Raw genomic sequence first — 20,621 nt, 5'->3', positions numbered from 1 at the left:
GCCCAGGGAGCAGCGCGGTCTGCTCAGACGACGATGTTGACGAGCTTGGGTGCGCGGACGATGACCTTGCGTACCTCGCGGCCGTCGATCGCCTTGACCACGGCGTCGTCGGCCAGGGCGAGGGCTTCGAGATCGGCCTCGCTGATGTCCGGCGAGACCTCGAGGCGCCCGCGGACCTTGCCCTGGATCTGGACGACCGCCGTCACCGAGTCCTCGATGAGCAGCGCGGGGTCGACGACGGGCCACGAGACCTGGGCGACGGACGGCTGGTGTCCGAGTCGGTCCCACATCTCCTCGGCCGTGTACGGCGCCACCAGCGACAGCAGGATCGCAACGGTCTCCGCCGCTTCGCGCACCGCCGGGTCGGCCGGGCCGCAGCCCGAGTCGATGGCCTTGCGGGTGGCGTTGACCAGCTCCATCGTGCGGGCGACCACGACGTTGAACCGGTGGGCCTCGAGCAGGTGGGCGGCGTCGTTGACGGTCTTGTGCGTCACCTTGCGCAGGGCGATGTCACCACCGGCCACGTCGACACCCGGATCGGACGTCACGTCGCCCGACAGGCGCCAGGCGCGCTGCAGGAACTTGGCCGAGCCGGCCGGCGACATGTCCGCCCAGTCGATGTCGTCCTCGGGCGGGCTGGCGAAGACCAGGGTCAGTCGCACCGCGTCGACCCCGAACTTCTCCAGCTGCTCCCCGAGGTTCACCCCGTTGCCCAGGGACTTGCTCATCTTGTGGCCGTCGTTGATGACCGTGCCCTGGGAGAGGTACGCCGAGAACGGCTCGTCCCAGTCGATCAGGTCCATGTCGCGCAGGACCTTGGTGAAGAAGCGCGCGTACAGCAGGTGCAGGACGGCGTGCTCGGACCCGCCGATGTAGAGGTCGATGGGACCCCACGCATTGGCCAGGGTCGTGTCGAACGGCTGCGTCGCGTCGTGCGGGGAGAGGTAGCGGAAGAAGTACCAGGACGAGTCGACGAACGTGTCCATCGTGTCGGTGTCGCGCAGCGCGGGCCCGCCACAGGTCGGGCAGCTGACGTTGACCCAGTCGGTCGCGGCACCCAGGGGCGAGGTGCCCTTGGGCTTGAGGTCGGCACCGCGCAGCTCGGGCAGCTCGACGGGCAGCTGGTCCTCGGGAACCGGCACCTCGCCATCGACCGGGCAGTGGATGATCGGGATCGGCGCGCCCCAGTAGCGCTGGCGCGACAGCAGCCAGTCACGCAGCCGGAAGTTCACGGTCCGCTCGCCGCGGCCCTTGGCCTCGAGCCAGTCGATGATCGCGGCCTTGGCCTCGGCGATCGGCAGGCCGTCGAGCGAGATCTCGTCGTTGGACGAGTTGATCGCCGGGCCCGTACCGGTGAAGGCGTCGCCCTCGAAGTCCTCGGGCGGCTGGACGGTCCGGATGATCGGCAGGTCGTACGCCGTTGCGAACTCCCAGTCGCGCTGGTCCTGTCCGGGCACGGCCATGATCGCGCCGGTGCCGTAGTCGGCCAGCACGTAGTCCGACGCCCAGACCGGGATCTCCCGGCCGTCGACCGGGTTGACGGCGTGGACGCCGAGGAAGACACCCGTCTTCGGCCGGTCGGTGGCCAGCCGGTCGATGTCGGAGGCCTTGCGGATGCCGTCGAGATAGGCCTCGTACTCCGCCCGGATCTCGTCGGTGACCAGCGCGGCAGCCAGGGGCGCGTCGGCCGCGACCACCATGAACGTCGCACCGAAGAGCGTGTCGGGACGGGTGGTGAAGACGTCGATCTCCTGGTCGGTACCGACCACGGGGAACGTGACGTGCGCGCCCTCGGACCGGCCGATCCAGTTGCGCTGGGCGTTGATGACCTTGCCGATCCAGGTGCCCTGCATGTCATCGAGGGAGTCGTGCAGTTCCTGGGCGTACTGGGTGGTCTTGAAGTACCACTGCGTCAGCTCACGCTTGGTGACCTCGGCGCCGCAGCGCTCGCAGGTGCCGTCGGCCAGGACCTGCTCGTTGGCGAGCACGGTCTGGTCGTTGGGGCACCAGTTGACCGGGCTGTTCTTGCGATAGGCCAGGCCCTGCTCACGGAACTTCAGGAACAGCCACTGGGTCCACTTGTAGTACTCGGGGTCCGAGGTGTGCAGCCGACGCGACCAGTCGAAGCTGATGCCGTAGCGCTTCATCGACGCGAACTGCGTCTCGATGTTGGCGTAGGTGTACGTCGCCGGGTGCTCGTTGTTCTTGATGGCGGCGTTCTCGGCGGGCAGCCCGAAGGAGTCCCAGCCCATCGGGTTGAGCACCTCGTAGCCGCGGAACCGCCAGTAGCGGGAGATCACGTCGTGCAGGGCGAACACCTCGGCGTGACCCATGTGCAGGTCACCGCTCGGGTACGGGAACATCGTCAGCGCATAGCGCTTCTCGCGCTCACCGGACACGACGGCAGCGTCGTCGGCACGGAAGGGGTCGAGCTCTTCCCAGACCGGAAGCCACTTCTCCTCGACGGCATGGACGTCGTAGTGGACCTCGGGATTCAAGGGGGAGGGCGCGACCGTTTCACTCACGGCCAAAGGATAGTCGTGACGACGGTCAGGTCAGGCCACGGCCTCACCGGTCTGGACGCGCCACAGGGCGGCATAGCTGCCCCCGAGCGCGACCAGCTCGTCATGGGTGCCCGCCTCGGCGACCCGACCGCCGTCCAGCACCCAGATCCGGTGGGCATGCCGGACGGTCGAGAGCCGGTGCGCGACCACGATCGTGGTGCACCGTTCTGCCGCGCGGCGCAAGGACGACTGGATGGCCGCCTCGGTCTCGTTGTCCACCGCACTCGTGGCCTCGTCGAGCACCAGGATGGCCGGATCGCGCAGCAGGGCGCGGGCCAGCGCGATCCGCTGGCGCTGGCCGCCCGACAGGGTGATCCCGCGCTCCCCCACCCACGTGTCGTACCCGTCGGCCAGGCCCTCGATGAAGTCGGCCACGGCAGCGGCATCGGCGGCTTCACGGATCTCGGTCTCCGTGGCGCCCGGGCGGCCGTAGGCGATGTTCTCGCCGATGGTGCCCGAGAAGAGATAGACGTCCTGGGCGACGTACCCCATGGAACCGCGCAGCGAGTCCCAGTCGAGCTCCCGCACGTCGGCGCCATCGAGCAGCACCTGGCCCTCGCGGGCGTCGTCGAAGCGCAGCACCAGCCGCAGCAGCGTGGACTTGCCGGCCCCGGTGGACCCGACGATGGCGTGCGTCTCGCCAGCGGGTACGACGAGGTCGATGCCGTGCAGGACATCCGGCCCGTCGGCGTACCCGGCCCGGACGCCCCGCAGCTCGACCCGACCCCGCACGGGCTTGGCGAGGCTGGCGGTCCCTGCAGGCACGGTCACCGGCTCGTGGAGCAGCGCGAGGATGCGGGCTGTCGACGCGCGGCCGCGCTGGTAGAGGTCGAGCACCTCGGCGACGTCGGTCATCGGCCAGAGCAGGCGCTGCGTCATGAAGACCAGCACCGAGTAGAGGCCGAGCTCCAGGTCACCGCGCAGGGTCGCCCAGCCACCGAGCAGCAGGGTGCAGGTGAAGCCCGCGAGGATCGCCATCCGTACCAGGGGCACGAAGGCCGCCGACGAGCGGATCGCGCGGACGTTGGCGTCGCGGTACGCCGCCGACACGCCCTTGATCCGTTCCCGCTCGCGGTCCTCGGCGGTGAAGGCCTTGATGGTCGCGATGCCACCAAGGTTGGCGCTGAGCGCACCGGACAGGTCGGCGACCGCCGAACGGACCTTGTCGTAGAGGGGTTCCAGCCGCTTCTGGAAGAGCAACGAGCCCATCACGATGATCGGGATCGGGAGGAAGGCGTAGAGCAGCAGCTCCCACGACGCGATCGCGAACACGGCGCCGACGAGCACGATGTTCAGGAAGGTCTGCAGGATCGCGGGGAAGCCGATGTCGAGGAACCGCTCGAGCTGGTTCACGTCGTCGTTGAGCGTCGCGAGCGTCGTGCCCTGCGGCCGCGACTCGTGCCAGCCGAGGTGCAGGTGCTGGGCGTGGTCGTAGGCGTCGACCCGCAGCTCGTGCTCGACGGTCTGCGCCAGTCCGCGCCACAACAGGCTGGCGACGTACTCGGACGCGGACTCGATGACCCAGACGACGACGTTGAACCCGGCGATCCAGGCGAGCTGGGCGTACCGCGACTCGACCCCCAGCAGGTCACCGGCGAACGAGTCCGACCCGCGTACGACGACGTCGACCGCCGCTCCGATGAGCAGCTCGGGCATCACGTCGGCGACCTTGTTGACCGTCGACATCAGGACCGCGAGCAGGAACCGCCCCCGGAGTCGGTCGTAGCGATTCCACAACGCGCGGAGCGGACGATCAATGGGCGCGATGGACTGCACGGCACTCCCGGGTTCGACAACTGGTTAGGCGAACCTTACTGTCGCGCCTCGACCTGCCCTTGGCCGGTCCCGCGCGCGGCGAAGCACTACCGTGCCGTCCATGACCGCCAGCGATCTCTCGTCCATGTTCCGCCTCGACGGCAAGGTCGCCGTCGTCACCGGCGCCAGCTCCGGGCTCGGCGTCGACTTCGCGAAGGCCCTCGCCGAGGCCGGCGCCGACGTCGCGATCGGCGCCCGCCGCGTCGAGCGCCTCGCCGACACCGCCGCACTCGTCGAGGCCGCCGGCCGCCGCTCCGTGAGCGTGGCGACCGACGTGGCCGACCCGGCGTCGTGCCAGGCGCTCGTCGACGCCGCGATGGCCGAGTTCGGCCGGGTCGACATCCTCATCAACAACGCCGGCGTGGGCACCGCCGTCCCGGCGACGAGGGAGACTCCCGAGCAGTTCCGTGAGGTGATCGACATCAACCTCAACGGCAGCTACTGGATGGCGCAGTCCTGCGGCCGGGTGATGCAGCCCGGCTCCAGCATCATCAACATCTCCTCGGTCCTCGGCCTCACGACCGCCGGACTCCCCCAGGCTGCCTACGCCGCCTCGAAGGCAGCGATCATCGGGCTCACCCGTGACCTGGCCCAGCAGTGGACCGGCCGCAAGGGCATCCGCGTGAACGCGATCGCACCGGGCTTCTTCCTCTCGGAGATGACCGGCTCCTACCCGCCGGGCTACCTCGAGTCCCAGCAGGCGCGGATCCCCGCGGGCCGCAAGGGCGACCCGCGGGAACTCGCGGCCACTGCCGTGTTCCTGGCGTCCGACGCCGCCGGCTACATCACCGGCCAGACGATCGCCGTCGACGGCGGGATGACGATCACCTGATCAGCACCTGATCAGCGGCTCGCGTAGACCACCACGACGGACGGACGCGGGAACGCGTCGGTGTGCGGCCACGTGCTGGCCGGGTCCTCGAACGTGGCACCGTCGATCTCGCCGGGGTGCTGGACCGCGACGAAGAGCGAGCGGTCGTCGTCGGTGACCAGCGGGCCACACGCCTCCGCGCCCTTGGGCACGGTGCAGACCTGCTGCACCTGGCCGCGGTTCGGACCAGCGACCGGCACCCGGAAGACACCGTCGTTGCTGCCGAGGACGTTGCCGTCGGTGGAGATCCACAGGTTGCCGACGGTGTCGAACGAGACGTTGTCGGGGCAGCTGATCGGACTGACCTTGGTCTTGTCGAACCCACCGAACCAGCTCTCCGGCGCGGCCGGGTCGCCGCACACCAGGAACAGGTCCCAGGTGAACGTGGTGGAGGCGTGGTCGTTGCCACCCGGCGTCATCTCGAGGACGTAGCCGTTGCGGTTGCCGCTCGCGTTGGTCAGCGGAGCGGCGATGCTCGCCCGGACCTGTGAGGTCGCGAGCGGGTTGGCCTCGTCGACCGGCAGGGAGCCCGAGCCGCGGTTCGAGTTGTTGGTCAGCGCTGCGTAGACCTTGCCGTTGACCGGGTTGGCCTCGACGTCCTCGGGACGGTCCATCCTGGTCGGGGCCAGCTTGTCGGAGGCCTGCCGCGTGAAGAGGAGTACGTCGGCGACGGACATGCCGGGCACGAAGGACTGCGTGTCCGTCGTGAGCGGCAGCCAGGTGCCGGTGCCGTCGAAGAGGCCGTCCTCGGTGCCGTCGCCGACCAGCCTGGCGACGTACAGCGTGCCCTTGGTGAGCAGCGTGAGGTTGTGCTTCCTGGCGGCTGTCGTACCCGCACCGTCGTACTTCTCGGCGGAGACGAACTTGTAGAGGTAGTCGCCGCGCTCGTCGTCACCCATGTAGGCGACGGCGTGGCCCTCTGCCGAGATCGCGATGTTGGCGCCCTCGTGCTTGAAGCGGCCGAGCATCGTGTGCTTGCGCGGCGTGGAGGTCGGGTCGAACGGGTCGACCTCGATGATCCAGCCGAAGCGGTGCGGCTCGTGCGGCTCCTTCGACAGGTCGAAGCGCGGGTCGACCGAGCTCCAGCCCTTGCCGGCCCCGTTGATGCCGTAGCGGGCGTACTGCGTCGTGTAGCGGGTGTCGAGGCCGGCGCCCTTGTCGAAGTACTGGTTGAAGTTCTCCTCGCCCGAGAGGACCGTGCCCCACGGGGTGGTGCCGCCGGCGCAGTTGTTGAAGGTGCCGAGGACCCAGCGCCCTTCGATGTCCGCAGTCGTCCTCAGGCGGGCGTCGCCGGCAGCAGGACCGACGAGCTCGAAGGTCGTCGCGTCGTGGAGGCGGCGGTTCTCCTTCGCCTGGCCGAGGCCGGTGCGCTTCCAGGAGCCCGGACGGTTGTGGCGGCGGACCCGGACCACCGACATGCCGTGGTTCGCGATCGCGATCCGCTTGATCTCGTCCGCGGTGTACTCGCCGGTCGGGAACATCAGGTTCTCGTCGGTGTACTCGTGGTTGACGACCAGCAGGGCTTCGTCATCGTTGAGTGGCAGGAGGCCGACGTAGTCGCAGTTGTAGCCGAACTGCTTGCGGGTCGATGCGACCGTCTGCGCGTGGGCATCGAACTCGGGTGCGCCCTTGACGACCGGGTCACCCCACCGGATGACGACGTCGTGGTCGAAGCCCTTCGCGGTCGTGAACGCGTCGCGCTTGTTCGGCTCGACCGGCGAGAAGACCGCGTTGCCGAGGGTGCCGTGACCCGAGGGAGCGCCGGGGCGCTGGGCACCCGGGGCGGCAGCGGCCGCAGAACCGGCTGAGTGCACGAGGCCGCCGACGAGGAGCGCGCTCGCGGTGACGGCGCCGCCCCGCAGGACGCTGCGGCGGCCGACGGCCTTCGCGATCTCGTCCTGGATGTGGGCGTGGGCGGTCGTGTTCGGCTCGGGCTGGTCACAGGCGTTGCCACAACGGAAGAAGCAGGTCAGGTGCGACCGGGATCCGTGGCGGTTGCCGGTGGGGGCAAGCGCGAGCAGGGGCCGGTTCTCGGGAACGACGGAGGTCATGGGCGCAGCCGACCAGTCGCCGGTGAACCCCTCCGAGCCAGCAGGTTGCGTGTCGGTGAAGGTCGCGCGGGTAGGGGCTGTCGAGTTGAGCGTCGTTCCAGTGCGTGCATGAGTGCCGCCGACGAGGGAGACGGGCCGGAGGCCCGACGACCGAGGAGAAGGTGCTCAGGTGCGTGCTGGGGCGGCGGTCAGCCGACATGCCCTACCCGCGCGACCTTTTCGTGCGGACGGCCCGTGCCTGCTGTCCGGCGCGGCACGGCATGATGACGCCCATGGACCCCCGACCCACCGGCTCGGCGCGGGAGGTGACGGGCGTCTTCCTGCGCCTCGGGGTCATCGCGTTCGGCGGCCCGGCCGCCCACGTCGCGCTGATGCGCGAGGAGTTCGTACGACGGCGCGAGTGGGTCACCGACCAACGGTTCGCGGACCTGATGGGCGCCACCAACCTGATCCCGGGACCCAACTCGACCGAGCTCGCGATGCACCTCGGCCACGAGCGGGCCCGCTGGCGCGGCCTGGTGCTGGCCGGCCTCGGCTTCATCCTCCCGGCGGCGTTGATGGTCACCGCACTGGCCTGGGCCTACGTCGAGTACGGCGACACGCCTGCCATCGAGGGAGTCCTGTACGGCGTCGTGCCGGTCGTCGTGGCGATCATCGCCTGGGCGCTGGTCGGCCTGGGCAGGACCGTGCTCAAGTCGCCGTGGCTCGCACTCCTGGCGGCGGCTGCCCTGGCGTCGTACCTCCTCGGGGTGAACGAGCTCGTCGTGCTGTTCGCCGGCGCCCTGCTGGCCGCCGTCGCGCAAGCGGGCCAGGCGCTGTTCCGGGGCCGCGGCGAGCGACACCACCTGCTCGGGATCCCGCTGCTCGTCGGCTCCCCCGTCTTCACCGATCCGACCGGCACACAGCTGGCCCAGCTGTTCTTCACGATGCTCAAGATCGGCTCGGTGCTCTACGGCAGCGGCTACGTCCTGCTCACGTTCCTCGAGGGCGACTTCGTGGACCGCCTCGGCTGGGTCACCCAGCAGCAGCTGATCGACGCCGTGTCGATCGGGCAGGTGACGCCCGGGCCGCTGTTCACGACCGCGACGTTCCTGGGCTACGTCATCGCCGGGTTCCCGGGCGCGTTCCTCGCCACCGTGGCGATCTTCCTGCCGTCGTTCATCTTCGTCGGACTGCTCACCCGGCTCGCCGACTGGCTGCGGTCCCGGGCGTGGACGTCGGCCCTGCTCGATGGCGTCAACGCCACGGCGCTGGCACTGATGGCGGGCGTCTCGCTCCAGCTCGGACGGACCTCGCTGGTCGACCCCCTGACGATCGCGTTGTTCCTCGCCACGCTGGTGCTGCTCTGGCGGACCAGGCTCAACAGTGTGTGGTTCATCGCTGCGGGCGCGCTCGTGGGCGTCGCCCACGTCCTCATCTGACCGGGTGGTGGCTGGTGATCGAGATCCGGTTGAAGGCGTTCATCGTGATGGCCACCCAGGCCACCGCCGCATAGGCCGCATCGCCCAGCACCGCACGAGCCTCGTCCTCGACGTAGCGACGCTCGAGGAGCTCGGGCAGCTGGGTGATCGACTCGGCCAGCTGCAACGCGGCCTGCTCCTGCTCGGTGAACAGGCTGGTCTCCGACCACGTCGACAGGACGGCGAGCCGCCGCTCCGTCTCTCCGGCCTCCACGGCCTGGCGGTGGTGCAGGTCGAGACAGTAGGCACAGCCGTTGATCTGGGAGACCCGCAGGTTGATCAGCTCGACGAGGATCCGTCCGATCCCGGCAGCCTCCGCTGCGTCACCGGCGGCCTGGGAGAGGCCGGTGGCGGCCTGGTAGACCGCCGGTGCGGCCTTGTCGAGGTAGAAGCCCTTCCTCACGTCACGGGGTCCGTGATGTCGTCGTACTCCGGGTGCTTGGTCAGCCACCGAGCGACGTACGGGCAGTGCGCGATGATCCGCTTCCCCTGGGCGCGTACGTCGGCGAGGGCGAACTCCACGAGCCCGCCGGCGAGCCCCCGGCCGCCGTACGCGTCGTCGACCTCGGTGTGGACGAAGTCGACGTGGACGTCGTCGGGCAGCCGGTACTGCGTGAAGCCGGCCAGAACGTCGACGTCCCGGATCTCGTAACGACGGAGATCCGGGACGTGGACGTAGGTGATGGTGCTGTTGTCAGGGGCCTCGCTCATGCCCCCAGCATGCCAGCACCCCTTTCAGGACGGGTGGATCAGCGCAGGTCGAACCGGTCCGCGTCCATGACCTTGACCCACGCGGCGACGAAGTCGTTGACGAACTTCTCCTTCGCGTCGTCGCTGGCGTAGACCTCGGCGAGGGCGCGCAGCTGCGAGTTGGAGCCGAAGACCAGGTCCGCCGCGGTCGCGGTCCAGCGGACGTCGTCCGTGGCGGCGTCGCGGATCTCGTAGACGTTCTCCTCGCCTTCCGAGACCTTCACGACGGTGCCGGGAGCGAGCAGGTTCACGAAGAAGTCGGTCGACAGGACGCCCGGCTTCTCGGTGAGCACGCCGTGCGTCGAGCCTGCCGCGTTGGCGCCGAGGGTGCGCAGGCCACCGAGGAGGACGGTCATCTCCGGCGCCGAGAGGCCGAGCATGTAGGCATTTTCGAGCAACAGCTTCTCGAACGGGAGCTTCTCACCGGGGCGGACGTAGTTGCGGAATCCGTCGCCGCGCGGCTCGAGCACCTTGAACGACTCGGCGTCGGTCTGCTCCTGCGCGGCGTCGGTGCGACCGGGCGTGAACGGCACGGTCAGGTCGAAGCCGCCGTCGCGGGCAGCCTTCTCGACCGCGGCCGAGCCGGCGAGCACGATGAGGTCGGCCAGCGAGACCTTCTTCTCGCCCTGCGCGTCGAAGTCGGCCTTGACCTGCTCGAGCGTCGCGAGCACCGTGGCGAGCTGGTCGGGCTGGTTGACCTCCCAGTCCTTCTGCGGCGCCAGGCGGATCCGCGCTCCGTTGGCGCCACCGCGCTTGTCGGTGGTGCGGAAGGTTGCGGCCGATGCCCATGCGGTGGAGACCAGCTGCGACACGTCGAGACCGGAGTCGAGGACCTTCGCCTTGAGCGCAGCGATGTCCTGCTCGTCGACCAGCGGGTGGTCCACGGCCGGAACGGGGTCCTGCCACAGCTGCGGCTCCGGCACCCAGGGGCCGAGGTAGCGCGACACCGGACCCATGTCACGGTGCAGCAGCTTGTACCAGGCCTTGGCGAAGGCCAGGGCGAACTCGTCGGGGTTCTCCAGGAAGCGGCGCGAGATCTTCTCGTACGTCGGGTCGAACCGCAGCGCGAGGTCGCTGGTGAGCATCGTCGGAAGCTTGTTGGGACCGCCATGGGCGTCGGGGATGATCGCCTCCGCGTCCTTGGCCACCCACTGCTTGGCGCCGGCCGGGCTCTCGGTGAGCTCCCACTCGAAGCCGAAGAGGATCTCGAAGAACCGGTTGCTCCACTGGGTCGGCTTGTCGGTCCAGGTGACCTCGAGGCCGGACGTGATGGCGTCGCCACCCTTCCCGGTTCCGAACTCGCTCTTCCAGCCCAGGCCCTGCGCCTCGATCGGCGCGCCCTCGGGCTCGACGCCGACGAGGTCCGCGTCGCCAGCACCGTGGGTCTTGCCGAAGGTGTGACCACCGGCGATGAGCGCGACGGTCTCCTCGTCGTTCATCGCCATCCGGGCGAACGTGTCGCGGATGTCGCGCGCCGAGGCGAGCGGGTCCGGGTTGCCGTTGGGGCCCTCGGGGTTGACGTAGATCAGGCCCATCTGGACCGCACCGAGCTGCTCGGAGAGCTCGCGTTCGCCGCTGTAGCGCTCGTCGCCGAGCCACGTGTCCTCGGGACCCCAGAAGATCTCCTCGGGCTCCCAGACGTCCTCGCGGCCGAAGGCGAAGCCGAAGGTCTTGAAGCCCATCGACTCCAGCGCGACGTTGCCGGCCAGCACGAGCAGGTCGGCCCACGAGATCTTCTGGCCGTACTTCTGCTTGACCGGCCAGAGCAGGCGGCGGGCCTTGTCCAGGTTGCCGTTGTCGGGCCAGCTGTTGAGCGGGGCGAACCGCTGGCCGCCGTCACCGGCGCCACCGCGACCGTCGTAGATGCGGTAGGTACCGGCCGCGTGCCAGCTGAGCCGGATCATCAGGCCGCCGTAGTGGCCGAAGTCGGCGGGCCACCAGTCCTGGGAGTCCGTGAGGACGTCGACGACGTCCTGCTTGAGCGCCTCGAGGTCGAGGGTGGCCAGCGCGGCGGCGTAGTCGAACTCGGCGCCGAGCGGGTTGGACGCCGGGGCGTGCGCGTGCAGCACCGACAGGTCCAGCTGGTTGGGCCACCAGTCCTGGTTGGACCGCGGGCGGTGCCCCTTGGGCTCCGGTGCGTCCAGAGCGGGGTTCTCGCTCTCGCTGCCGTCGTGGGCGACGGGGCAGCCTGCCTGGTTCTCGGACATGCTCAACCTTTCGGGGGTGTTCGTTCAGGTGTGGGCGGAACAGTCGGGGCACAGGCCCCAATAGATGACCTCGGCCTCGTCGATGACGAAACCGTGGGAGTCGGAAGCGGTCAGGCACGGCACGTGCCCCACCGCGCAGTCCACGTCGGCGATCGACCCGCAGGACCGGCACACGACGTGGTGGTGGTTGTCGTCGGTCCGCGTCTCGTAGCGGGCCACCGAACCGGCAGGCTTGATGCGGCGCACGAGTCCGGCCTCGGTGAGGGTGTGCAACGAGTCGTAGACCGCCTGGTGCGACACGTCCGGGACGACGGACCGCGACGCCGCGATCACCGATTCCGTGTCGGCGTGCGGGTGCGCATGCACGGCCTGCAGCACGGCCAGCCGGGGCTGGGTGACGCGCAGGTCGACGTCTCGCAGCAGCTGCTGGAAGTCGGGAGCGGTCACGTTCGACAGTCTGCCACTAATCTTGAATGAGTCAAGACTGGCTCCGGCGCGTCCCCGATCTCCTTGCCCACGGCGCGAGCCGATAGCGTCACGACATGGCACACCAGATGAGGGTCCGACGCGCCTTCGCCCGCGGCGCACTGCGTACGACGAGGTGGCGCCTCGTGGGCGACGTACCCCAGACCGGCATCCTCGTCGGCGCTCCGCACACCTCGAACTGGGACTGGGTCGCGATGCTGCTGATCGCCTGGTCCAACGGGCGCAGCCCCCAGGTCCTGATCAAGGAGAGCTTCTTCAAGGGGCCCATCGGCTGGCTCATGCGCAAGACCGGCGGGATCCCGCTGGACCGCAAGAACCCGGGCGCCACGATCCGCGCGCTGCTCGAGGAGGCCGCGGGCGACGAGCCGTTCCTGCTCGTCATCGCGGCCGAGGGCACACGTGGCAAGGGCGAGTACTGGAAGCCCGGCTTCTACCGGATCTCCCAGCAGACCGGCCTGCCGATCAGCCTCGGCTTCATCGACTCCCCCACCCGGACCCTCGGCATGGGCCCGACCTTCAGTCCGTCGGACGACGTCGTCGCCGACATGGACTTCGTGCGCGCCTTCTACGCCGACAAGATGGGCGTCCGTCCGGAGAACCGGACCGAACCGCGGCTCCGCGAGGAGAACGCGGCGGACTGAGTCGTCGGGGCCTTCAGGTCCCGTGGCACCCTTTGCCCCATGTTCGAGGCCATCGGGTACGTCGGCGCGGTGGGCTCCGCCAGCATGTGGGCTCCGCAGGCCGTTCGGGTGGTGCGCCTGCGCCGCGACGTCGAGGCCCTCGCGGCGATCAGCGCGTCGGCGTACGCGATCGCGGTGGGGTTCAACGCACTGCTGGTGGTCTACGGCAGCGGTGCCCACGCGGTGCCCGTGGTGGTGGCCGGCGTCCTCAACCTGGCCTGCGCCACGTTGATCTTCGGCATGCTCCAGCGGGCGAGGCGGCGGGCCACGTGAGCGTTGCCCTGGGGTTGCTGGTGGGCGTCGTCGACGTCGCACAGTTCCTGCCGCATGCCCGCCGCACGATCGACAAGCGCCACGACGTCAGGGCGATGAGCGGCCTGAGCGTGTGGACCTGGACCATCGCGACCGCGCAGGGCCTCGCCTGGATCGTGTACGGCGCCGCGAACGGCCTGCTGCCGATCCTGCTGCCGAACCTGGTGATCACGCCGGTCTGTGCAGCGATCCTCACGATGCGCCTCGCGGCCGGCGCGAAGGGGGCAGACGATCCGGACTGAGCGGCGTACTGTGCGGAAGGTCGTCCAGAGCCCAGCAGGAGGTCCCACGTGAGTCGGTTGCGTCAGTCAGCAGTGGTGTTCGTCGGTGCGTTGTCCCTGGCGGGAGGCCTGGTGGCGACGGGTCCTGCTGGTGCGGACAAGGGCGGCAGCAACAGCGCCACCGGCACGGGGCGGATCTTCATGGTCAATCCGGTCCAGTCGAGCAACGACCAGGACCTGACCGACCAGAAGGATTCCGCGGGCGCCGTACCCGACAGGGCGTATGCCGACGCCCAGCTGCGCAACCTCGACGGCTCGGGCTACCTCCGCGGCAAGTGGGTCACCGTCGAGTCGAGCACCGGCACGCCCGCCTTCAGCAGGACGAACACCTACCTCTACAACCGCTCGCAGGACCAGTTCGAGCAGGTGATGGCGTACTTCTGGGTCAACCAGGCGCAGGAGTACCTGCAGTCCCTGGGCTTCGACAACATCCTGCACGAGCCGTTCCCCGTGAAGATCAACCAGTACGGCGGCGACAACAGCTACCAGACCGACAAGCCCTTCCGCGTGCGACTCGGCAAGGGTGGGGTCGACGACGCGGAGGACGCCGAGGTGATCGTCCACGAGTACGGCCACGCCGTGCACCAGTCGCAGGTCCCCGGCTACGGCCAGAGCCTCGAGGCCGGTTCGATCGGTGAGTCCTTCGGCGACTACCTCGCGGTGACCGTCGGCCTCGACGCCGCGGCCACCCACGGCTGGCCGGTCGCCGCCGACCCGTCGTGCCCGATGGACTGGGACGCGACGTCGTACACGGACGCACCGCACTGCATCCGCAGCTTCCACACGGACCTGACCGTCGAGGACAAGATCGACCAGGTCCACCACGACGGACAGATCTGGTCCCAGGCGCTGTGGGAGATCCGCAACGACTACGTCGCCCTGGGCGGGACGACGAAGGACTGGGACCGGACGCTGATCGCCTCGCAGTTCAGCTACGCGCCCGACACGTCCTTCTCAGACGCTGCCGCCGCGACGTACGCCGAGGCGCTGGCAGACGGCCCCGCGTTCGCCGCTGCCGTCAAGGCCCGGTTCGCCGATCGCGGGATCACGTTCTGAGCAGGTGGATCACTGGCCGGGACCGTCGTTCAGGCCGAGGACAGCGACCGCTTGGTCGGCCATGGCTCGTTCTCCGCGAAGGTTGGGGTGGACCGGAATGAGCTGGACCGAACCCAGCGCCGGCTCGACCCAGCGCGTGCCGATCGGTCGACAGGCGTCGTGGCCCTCGGAGATGGTCGAGACGTCGATGTAGGTTGCGCCGGTGACCTCGGCTGCGCGACGGACCGCGTCGTTCAAGGTGGCCTGCAGGTCGCGCAGATAGGGCACATCACCCCGGGCGATCGGCATCAGCGGGAAGCATCCGCCCGTGGGCGGCAGCAGCCAGAGGTAACCAGCGATGGCAACCCTGGCGTTGGGCGCCTTGGCCTGCACCGCACTCAGCGCATTGACCAGCGCGGGGTAGGTGGTGTTGCGCACGGTGTCGGCAAAGGAGGAGCCGTACTTCGCCTTGCACGGACTCCCCTGTCCGAGGGAAGCCACGGCGAGTGCCCCACAGGAGATCGCCGCATTGGCGAGCGTGTCGCTGTCGTTGCCGCCGATCGTCATCGTGACCAGGTCCGTCGACGCGGACAGGGCGTCCAGCTGAGGCGCGAGGCCCTGCATCTGCGCGGTGAAGTAGTCCTTGGTCTGCGCTGCCCCGCAGCTGACGTCGGTCAACTGGTAGCCGTGCTCGGAGGCAACGTCGTGGGCCCAGTTGTTCGACGACTGCCAGCAGATCGGATTGGTGCGGGGTGCGATCGGGAACACCCCGCTGCCCGCACTGAAGCTGTCCCCGAGATTGACGTACTCGACCCGGTCCACCGGCGAAGGGTCCGCAGTTGCCGGGCCCGTGGCCAGGGCGACTGAAGCCGTGGCCGACATCAACGAGCCGAAGGCCAGCAGGGCCGTGACCGACCTCATCGAGCGTGCGCGCATGCGTTTCTCCTAGACCGATCAGCAGGTCGCGCCGACACTACGTCCGCTTGCTTCACTTGTGTAGTAAGTGCTCCTCATTGCTCACATGCTGGACCCGGCCACCCCAGCCGACGCCCAGCAGCACCAGGCCGACAGCGGTCAGCACGTAGAGGTTGCCGGACAGCCCCTGCCAGAGGTTCCAGTCGTACTCGACCCCGTTGCGGAACGGCGCCCACCAGATCGCCCGCGACGCGGCGATGACGACGACGGCACCTGCGACCACCCGCGCCCGGGGCAGGCCGCTGAGCCACAGGGCGAGGACGATCGGCACGAACCAGACCCAGTGGTGGTCCCACGAGATCGGTGACGCGAGCACCATGCCGAGGGCAGCCATGCCGACCGCCAGGGGGCGGGCCGCCGGCGACGTCGAGCGCCACAGGAGCGCGGCTGCGACGAGCGAGAGGGCCGCGACGGAACCCGCGACCACGAACCACAGCGAGGTCGATGCCTCGTGCCCGAGCAACCGGCTCAGGGTGCCCAGCACGGACTGGTTGCCGGCGTACTCGACGCCCCCGATCCGGCTCGGGTCCCACAGGATTTCCGTCCAGTAGGCCACCGACGCGGTGGGTGCGAGCGCCGCACCCACGAGGACCGTGGCCGCAAAGCTCCCGACGGCGACGCCGGCGGCGCGGCGCTGCCCGACCACCAGGAGGAACGCCACGAAGAACAGCGGCGTCAGCTTGATGCCGGCGGCGATCCCGACCAGCCAGCCCGCGTGCCGCCGTTCGGGACGCAGGACGTCGGCCAGGATCGCGGCCATCAGGAAGAGGTTGACCTGGCCGTACGACAGCGTCGACCACACCGGCTGGCTCAGCAGCGCCACCGCCGTCAGGACCGGCACCACCATCGCCGGGTACGTCGACCCGCCGGCCTCGAGCGTCGCGTGGATGGCCCACGCCAGCACGAGCACGCACGCCGCCGACCAGAGCGCGGCGGTGAGCCACAGGGGCAGCACCGCCACCGGCAGCATCAGCACCGCCGCGAACGGCGGGTACGTGAACGGCAGGTCCGCTACATGGAAGCGGACGTCGTACAGGTCACCGCCGAACAGCGCGCTCGCGCCGAGCTCGTAGACGCGCAGGTCGATGAACCAGTCCCACCGCCAGGCCAGCAACGCGCACCACAGCCCCACACCTACGGCGAGGGCGAGGACCAGACGACGGGCGGACCGGGACGATTCCACCCGGCGAGGCTAGGCGTGACCAGGGGCGTGGTCTGCCTCGTGGAAGCCGAAGTACCGAGACTTCACCCGCCTGTCGCCGACCCGACAGGCTGCTGACCCATGCCGTCCAGCCTTGCGCCCGGTCAGGGGGTCCTCACGGGTTCATCGAGTAGGCGCCGGCGGTCGAACGGGCATCGGCCCAGACCCGGGCAGAGCGCTCCTCGTCGAAGACCGGCCGACGCTGGATCGCGTTGGCACCCTTCACCTGGGCCTTGGTCAGCGACGGCTTCCTCGTGAGGTTCAGCGCGTGGGCCGAGACGTCGCCGACCAGCACCTCGAAGATGCTGTCGACGAGGTCGTCCTCAACGCTCGAGATGCCGGCCTGCTGCAGGATGAGGTCGCCGTACGCGACGGTGGTGAAGATGTCACCGACGACCAGCAGCAGGTCCAGGTCGCGCATCTGCTCCTTGCTCAGCGGGGTCGAGCCGAGCAGGGCCTGGAACGCATCGACCTGCTCCAGGAGGAGCTTCACGTTCGGCAGGGTCGCCCAGTCGGCGTACACCGCACGCCAGTCGTGGAAGACGACCTTGCCCAGGCCCTGGGTCGGCCCCTGGTTCCACAGGTACTCGTCGTCCGCGGTGTCACGACGACGCGGCGGCAGGCCCGGCGACGTGGCGGCAAGCCGGGCACCGAGGGGCTTGGCGGCACGGATCGCGGCCCGCGTGACCTTGAACGCCGGCGCGAAGGCAGCGTCGGGAACCTTGCCGGCCTTGCCGCGAACTGCGAGGAGGGCAAGGCTCGGGTCGGTCGGGCTGAAGATGTAGTTCTGCAGGAACTTGAGCGACAGCGCCATGTTGAGGTGGACGGTGCCTTCGAGGCGCGGGAGCCCCATCATCGCGATGGCGCCGACCGGGTAGTACATGTCGTTCTCGAAGCCGCGGGCCGCGATGCAGTCGGCGATCAGGTCATAGATCCGGGCACCCTGACGGCTGACGGTCATCTTCTCGATGGCGTCGAAGAGCAGGTAGCGACGGTCGTCGGCCGTGCCGGACCGCATGTAGTCGACGGCACGCTCGGAGAAGAGGTCCATCGCCTGCAGGCGGATCCAGCTCTCCGTGAAGTTCGCGCGCACCTGCGCGAAGTCGGTGACCTTGGTGTCGAACAGCACCCTGTTGTCGGCGTGGGTGAGGCCTTCGTGCCAGATGTGCTGCGTGGCGCCGACCGCACCGAACCCGATGTTGAACTTGCCCACATTGACCGTGTTGATCGCTGCATCGAACGCCTCGGAGCCGACGTGGATGATGTCCTCCTCGCGGACCGGGTAGTCCTCGAGGTCGAACGCGGCGACGTAGATCTGCGAGTTGACGACGTTCTTCCGCAGCTTGTACGCCGGGTGCTGGCTGTCCGCGACGAAGAAGACGTAGCCGTCCTGGGTGGTCGGTCCGGTGGGGAGGCCCTCGATGCGGCCGAAGACCGACACCATCCCGGCCTTGTTGCCGTTGCCGATGTAGTACTTGCCGCCGTTCGCCCTGTAACCGCCCTTGCCGTCGGGGGTGAGCACCATGTCGGAGGTGTAGACATCGGCCCCGTGATCGCGCTCGGACAGACCGAACGCGAAGATCTCGCCGTCGTCGAGCAGTTGCGCGGCCCGGCGCTTGACCACCTCGTTGCCGGTCTGCCAGATGGGCCCGAGGCCCAGGATCGTCACCTGCCAGACGTACCAGTACGACATGCCGTAGAAGCCGAGGATCTGGCTGTACTTGGTGACGCGGGACTCGTCCCAACGCTTGTTCGGGTCACCGTCGGCCTGCGCCGCGGGGGTCAGCAGCGTCGCGAACACCTTCTCCTTCTTCTGGAACTCGAGGAACTCGTCGAACCAGACCCGGTCGCGGTCCTGCTGGAGCAGCCACCCCTTGCCCTTGCCCTTGCCCTCGAAGAAGTCGATGGTCGCCTCGAAGATCCGCCGCGTCTCGGCGTCGAACTCGGCGAAGTCGGGCTTGTGCGGGTTGAACAGGCTCATCAGGGATCTCTCCATCCAGAAGGGGTGGAGCGAGATTAATACATCGATGTAGGAAATTGCTACATCCATGCAGGAAATCACGGGATCGCCTACTCTCGCTCCATGCCTTCGAGCACGACCACCCACGCAGGACGCCAGCGCGCCGCCCATCTCGGACCGGAACGCCGACGCCCCCAGGTCCTCGACGCCGCCCTGACCATCGCCGTGCGCGACGGGATCGGCGCCGTGACCGTGGGATCCGTGGCCGCGGCGATGGGCGTCACACGCCCTGTCGTCTACGCGTGCTTCTCCGACCGGATCGAGCTGGTCGACGCTCTCCTCGACCGGGAGACCACGAGCCTGGTCGAAGCGGTCCTCGTGGCGCTGCACAGCTCCGCGAATGCCGACGACCCGGAACGGGCCTTCATCGACGGGTTCCGGGCGCTGCTCCACGCCGCGACGGACTCCCCCGACACCTGGCGCCTCGTCCTCGCCGGCGAGCCCGACCCGGCCATCGCCGAACGCTTCCGTTCCGGGAAGGCCCTCGTCCAGGCGCGCACCGTCGAGTGGATCCGACCTGCCATGGAGCACTGGTGGCAGACCCCGGACCTGGAGCGCAAGCTGCCCGTGCTCATCGACCTGTTCCTGGCAGCCTGCGAGTCAGCGGTGCGCTCCCTCCTCGACCCGGACAACGACTGGGGTCCCGACGACCTCGGCACCTTCATCGGCAAGGCGATCCACGGGGTGTTCAGGGACGCCTGACCTCACGGCAGCGCTCCCCAACGATCAGCTACCGGGGTGGGTGTGAACCACAGCTGTCGCGCACGATCAGCTTGGTCGCGAGCACGGTACGACGCCGACGAGGTCGCTTGCCCTGGATCAGCTCGGCGAGTGCGTGCATGGCCTGGAGCCCGATCTGTCGCGCGGGGACTTCGACCACGGTCAGTGCCGGGTCGACCAGTGACGCGAGGGGAGAGTCGGTGTATCCCACGACTGCAAGATCGTGCGGGACCCGCAGGCCTTGCACCTTGGCTTCGGCCATGGCTCCGAGAGCGAGGTTCGAGCCTCCGGCAAGGATCGCCGACGGTGGATCGGGAAGTTGCAGCAGCCGGGCCATCGCACTGCGTCCGGCCTCGACGGTGAAGTCCGGAACCTCCGCCACGAGGTCGGGAGACGGTACGACGCCGGAGTCCTCCAGCGCGCGCACGTAACCGCGGTGGAGCTCAGCGACGTTGTGCCACGCCAGCGGCGCCGTGACGAAGCCGATCCGGTCGTGGCCGTGCTTGCGAAGGTGCTCGGTCGCCGCGTACCCCGCATCGGCCCCATCGAACACGAGGCTGTATCCACGTCGATCCGGCTGGTCGACGTAGACGATCGGCAACGAGGTGTCGTCCTGTCCCGCGAACCGGTCCCCCGGCAGGTCGCCGGTCGAGACCGCGATGATCCCGTCCACTCCTCGGGCGACGAGTCGCCGGATCATCGCCTGGGCAAGGCTCGCCGAGTCGCGGGTGTCCACGATCAGCACCAAGGTCCCCCGCTCTCCGGCAACCTCCTCGATCCCTCGTAGCAGTGGGAGGTAGAACGGATCCAGCCCCCCGATGAGCACGGCGATCGTATTGGCCCCGAAGGCGAGGGCACCGCCTGCGGCAGCCCTCGGCGATGACTCCACCACCACGGTGCCGACGCCGTGGCGCGTCTGCACCAGCCCGTCTGTCTCCAGCTTGGCGTAGGCAGCACGGACCGTGTTCATGTTGACGCCGAGCTCGTTGGCGAGAGCGCGCACGGGCGGCAGCCGGTCACCGGGGGCGAGCTCGCCGTCTGCCAGCTGCAGTGCGATCCGCGAGCGAATCTGCTCGGCAATGCCCAGCCCGGTCCGGGGGTCGAGTTCGAAGGTTGACAGTTCGTCCTCCACATGCTTACTGTTTCAGTGTTATAGAACAGTGTACATCATTCCAGGGGATCAGCACTGCAAC

18 protein-coding genes are annotated in these 20,621 nt (G+C 69.0%); 7 read left to right on the top strand and 11 right to left on the bottom strand.

Annotated features, from left to right (window positions below):
- Window positions 1-23: 23 nt before the first annotated feature.
- Window positions 24-2,525, bottom strand: a complete 2,502-nt coding sequence (gene leuS, locus ACOACQ_RS11095) for a leucine--tRNA ligase (protein ID WP_378605300.1) — start codon at window positions 2,523-2,525, stop codon at window positions 24-26.
- Between the two features lie 30 nt (window positions 2,526-2,555).
- Window positions 2,556-4,340 (bottom strand): ABC transporter ATP-binding protein, encoded by a 1,785-nt coding sequence (locus tag ACOACQ_RS11090; protein WP_420288305.1) that lies wholly within the window; start codon window positions 4,338-4,340, stop codon window positions 2,556-2,558.
- 100 nt (window positions 4,341-4,440) lie between these two features.
- On the opposite strand from ACOACQ_RS11090, the gene ACOACQ_RS11085 reads away from it, so the two are divergent.
- Window positions 4,441-5,211, top strand: coding sequence for an SDR family NAD(P)-dependent oxidoreductase (locus ACOACQ_RS11085; RefSeq protein ID WP_420288304.1), 771 nt, complete (start codon window positions 4,441-4,443; stop codon window positions 5,209-5,211).
- An 11-nt stretch (window positions 5,212-5,222) separates the two neighbouring features.
- Here ACOACQ_RS11085 and ACOACQ_RS11080 read toward each other — a convergent pair whose 3' ends face one another.
- The gene (locus ACOACQ_RS11080; protein WP_420288303.1) at window positions 5,223-7,301 is read right to left on the bottom strand and encodes a PhoX family protein; all 2,079 of its coding nucleotides are present in this window, start codon (window positions 7,299-7,301) and stop codon (window positions 5,223-5,225) included.
- 272 nt (window positions 7,302-7,573) lie between these two features.
- On the opposite strand from ACOACQ_RS11080, the gene chrA reads away from it, so the two are divergent.
- Window positions 7,574-8,722, top strand: a complete 1,149-nt coding sequence (gene chrA, locus ACOACQ_RS11075) for a chromate efflux transporter (protein WP_378605288.1) — start codon at window positions 7,574-7,576, stop codon at window positions 8,720-8,722.
- On the opposite strand, the gene ACOACQ_RS11070 is transcribed toward chrA, so the two are convergent.
- From ACOACQ_RS11070 to ACOACQ_RS11055, 4 genes are read right to left on the bottom strand one after another with little or no spacing between them, the layout of a single operon-like run.
- The gene (locus tag ACOACQ_RS11070) at window positions 8,715-9,164 is read right to left on the bottom strand and encodes a carboxymuconolactone decarboxylase family protein (RefSeq protein ID WP_378605285.1); all 450 of its coding nucleotides are present in this window, start codon (window positions 9,162-9,164) and stop codon (window positions 8,715-8,717) included. The genes chrA and ACOACQ_RS11070 overlap by 8 nt on opposite strands.
- Complete coding sequence (locus ACOACQ_RS11065; protein ID WP_378605283.1) at window positions 9,161-9,472, bottom strand: GNAT family N-acetyltransferase; 312 nt, start codon at window positions 9,470-9,472, stop codon at window positions 9,161-9,163. The genes ACOACQ_RS11070 and ACOACQ_RS11065 overlap by 4 nt, the downstream gene beginning before the upstream one ends.
- A 38-nt stretch (window positions 9,473-9,510) precedes the next feature.
- On the bottom strand, window positions 9,511-11,718 hold the full coding sequence (katG, locus tag ACOACQ_RS11060) for a catalase/peroxidase HPI (protein ID WP_420288302.1): 2,208 nt from the start codon (window positions 11,716-11,718) through the stop codon (window positions 9,511-9,513).
- A 24-nt stretch (window positions 11,719-11,742) separates the two neighbouring features.
- Window positions 11,743-12,165 carry a Fur family transcriptional regulator gene (locus tag ACOACQ_RS11055; protein WP_378605275.1) on the bottom strand — a complete coding sequence of 141 codons (423 nt, stop codon included), beginning with the start codon at window positions 12,163-12,165 and terminating at the stop codon, window positions 11,743-11,745.
- Between the two features lie 95 nt (window positions 12,166-12,260).
- Between ACOACQ_RS11055 and ACOACQ_RS11050 the strand changes: the two genes are divergently transcribed.
- Genes ACOACQ_RS11050 through ACOACQ_RS11035 form a run of 4 tightly spaced genes read left to right on the top strand, consistent with a single transcriptional unit; the run spans window position 12,261 to window position 14,533 of the window.
- Complete coding sequence (locus ACOACQ_RS11050) at window positions 12,261-12,845, top strand: 1-acyl-sn-glycerol-3-phosphate acyltransferase (protein ID WP_378605272.1); 585 nt, start codon at window positions 12,261-12,263, stop codon at window positions 12,843-12,845.
- Between the two features lie 39 nt (window positions 12,846-12,884).
- On the top strand, window positions 12,885-13,157 hold the full coding sequence (locus tag ACOACQ_RS11045; RefSeq protein WP_420288301.1) for a hypothetical protein: 273 nt from the start codon (window positions 12,885-12,887) through the stop codon (window positions 13,155-13,157).
- Window positions 13,154-13,438 carry a hypothetical protein gene (locus ACOACQ_RS11040; RefSeq protein ID WP_420288300.1) on the top strand — a complete coding sequence of 95 codons (285 nt, stop codon included), beginning with the start codon at window positions 13,154-13,156 and terminating at the stop codon, window positions 13,436-13,438. The genes ACOACQ_RS11045 and ACOACQ_RS11040 overlap by 4 nt, the downstream gene beginning before the upstream one ends.
- A gap of 48 nt (window positions 13,439-13,486) precedes the next feature.
- Window positions 13,487-14,533, top strand: a complete 1,047-nt coding sequence (locus ACOACQ_RS11035; RefSeq protein ID WP_420288299.1) for a M36 family metallopeptidase — start codon at window positions 13,487-13,489, stop codon at window positions 14,531-14,533.
- A gap of 9 nt (window positions 14,534-14,542) precedes the next feature.
- On the opposite strand, the gene ACOACQ_RS11030 is transcribed toward ACOACQ_RS11035, so the two are convergent.
- The 3 genes from ACOACQ_RS11030 to ACOACQ_RS11020 all read right to left on the bottom strand — a co-directional run bounded on the left by ACOACQ_RS11030 (window position 14,543) and on the right by ACOACQ_RS11020 (window position 18,738).
- Window positions 14,543-15,448 carry an SGNH/GDSL hydrolase family protein gene (locus ACOACQ_RS11030; RefSeq protein ID WP_378596019.1) on the bottom strand — a complete coding sequence of 302 codons (906 nt, stop codon included), beginning with the start codon at window positions 15,446-15,448 and terminating at the stop codon, window positions 14,543-14,545.
- A 52-nt stretch (window positions 15,449-15,500) separates the two neighbouring features.
- Entirely contained in the window at window positions 15,501-16,670 is a 1,170-nt protein-coding gene (locus ACOACQ_RS11025; protein WP_420288298.1) for a glycosyltransferase 87 family protein, read from the bottom strand.
- Between the two features lie 133 nt (window positions 16,671-16,803).
- Window positions 16,804-18,738 (bottom strand): acyl-CoA dehydrogenase family protein, encoded by a 1,935-nt coding sequence (locus ACOACQ_RS11020; RefSeq protein ID WP_420288297.1) that lies wholly within the window; start codon window positions 18,736-18,738, stop codon window positions 16,804-16,806.
- A 33-nt stretch (window positions 18,739-18,771) separates the two neighbouring features.
- Between ACOACQ_RS11020 and ACOACQ_RS11015 the strand changes: the two genes are divergently transcribed.
- Complete coding sequence (locus ACOACQ_RS11015) at window positions 18,772-19,410, top strand: TetR/AcrR family transcriptional regulator (RefSeq protein WP_420288296.1); 639 nt, start codon at window positions 18,772-18,774, stop codon at window positions 19,408-19,410.
- A gap of 28 nt (window positions 19,411-19,438) precedes the next feature.
- On the opposite strand, the gene ACOACQ_RS11010 is transcribed toward ACOACQ_RS11015, so the two are convergent.
- Window positions 19,439-20,560: a substrate-binding domain-containing protein gene (locus tag ACOACQ_RS11010; RefSeq protein WP_378605244.1), complete on the bottom strand. Its 1,122-nt coding sequence runs from the start codon at window positions 20,558-20,560 to the stop codon at window positions 19,439-19,441.
- Window positions 20,561-20,621 lie beyond the last annotated feature (61 nt).

The sequence above is a fragment of the Nocardioides sp. CPCC 206347 genome, assembly GCF_048654605.1.
GTDB lineage: Bacteria > Actinomycetota > Actinomycetes > Propionibacteriales > Nocardioidaceae > Nocardioides.
Note: the sequence above shows the minus strand (reverse complement) of the source record. Positions and strands in the feature narration are given on the sequence as shown.

Bases quoted from the DNA above. Each gene is read 5' to 3' on its own strand.
- ACOACQ_RS11015 (WP_420288296.1), top strand. From the start codon at position 18,772: ATGCCTTCGAGCACGACCACCCACGCAGGACGCCAGCGCGCCGCCCAT.
- ACOACQ_RS11080 (WP_420288303.1), bottom strand. From the start codon at position 7,301: ATGACCTCCGTCGTTCCCGAGAACCGGCCCCTGCTCGCGCTTGCCCCC.
- ACOACQ_RS11085 (WP_420288304.1), top strand. From the start codon at position 4,441: ATGACCGCCAGCGATCTCTCGTCCATGTTCCGCCTCGACGGCAAGGTC.
- ACOACQ_RS11050 (WP_378605272.1), top strand. From the start codon at position 12,261: ATGGCACACCAGATGAGGGTCCGACGCGCCTTCGCCCGCGGCGCACTG.
- ACOACQ_RS11045 (WP_420288301.1), top strand. From the start codon at position 12,885: ATGTTCGAGGCCATCGGGTACGTCGGCGCGGTGGGCTCCGCCAGCATG.
- chrA (WP_378605288.1), top strand. From the start codon at position 7,574: ATGGACCCCCGACCCACCGGCTCGGCGCGGGAGGTGACGGGCGTCTTC.
- ACOACQ_RS11030 (WP_378596019.1), bottom strand. From the start codon at position 15,448: ATGCGCGCACGCTCGATGAGGTCGGTCACGGCCCTGCTGGCCTTCGGC.
- ACOACQ_RS11065 (WP_378605283.1), bottom strand. From the start codon at position 9,472: ATGAGCGAGGCCCCTGACAACAGCACCATCACCTACGTCCACGTCCCG.
- ACOACQ_RS11020 (WP_420288297.1), bottom strand. From the start codon at position 18,738: ATGGATGTAGCAATTTCCTACATCGATGTATTAATCTCGCTCCACCCC.
- katG (WP_420288302.1), bottom strand. From the start codon at position 11,718: ATGTCCGAGAACCAGGCAGGCTGCCCCGTCGCCCACGACGGCAGCGAG.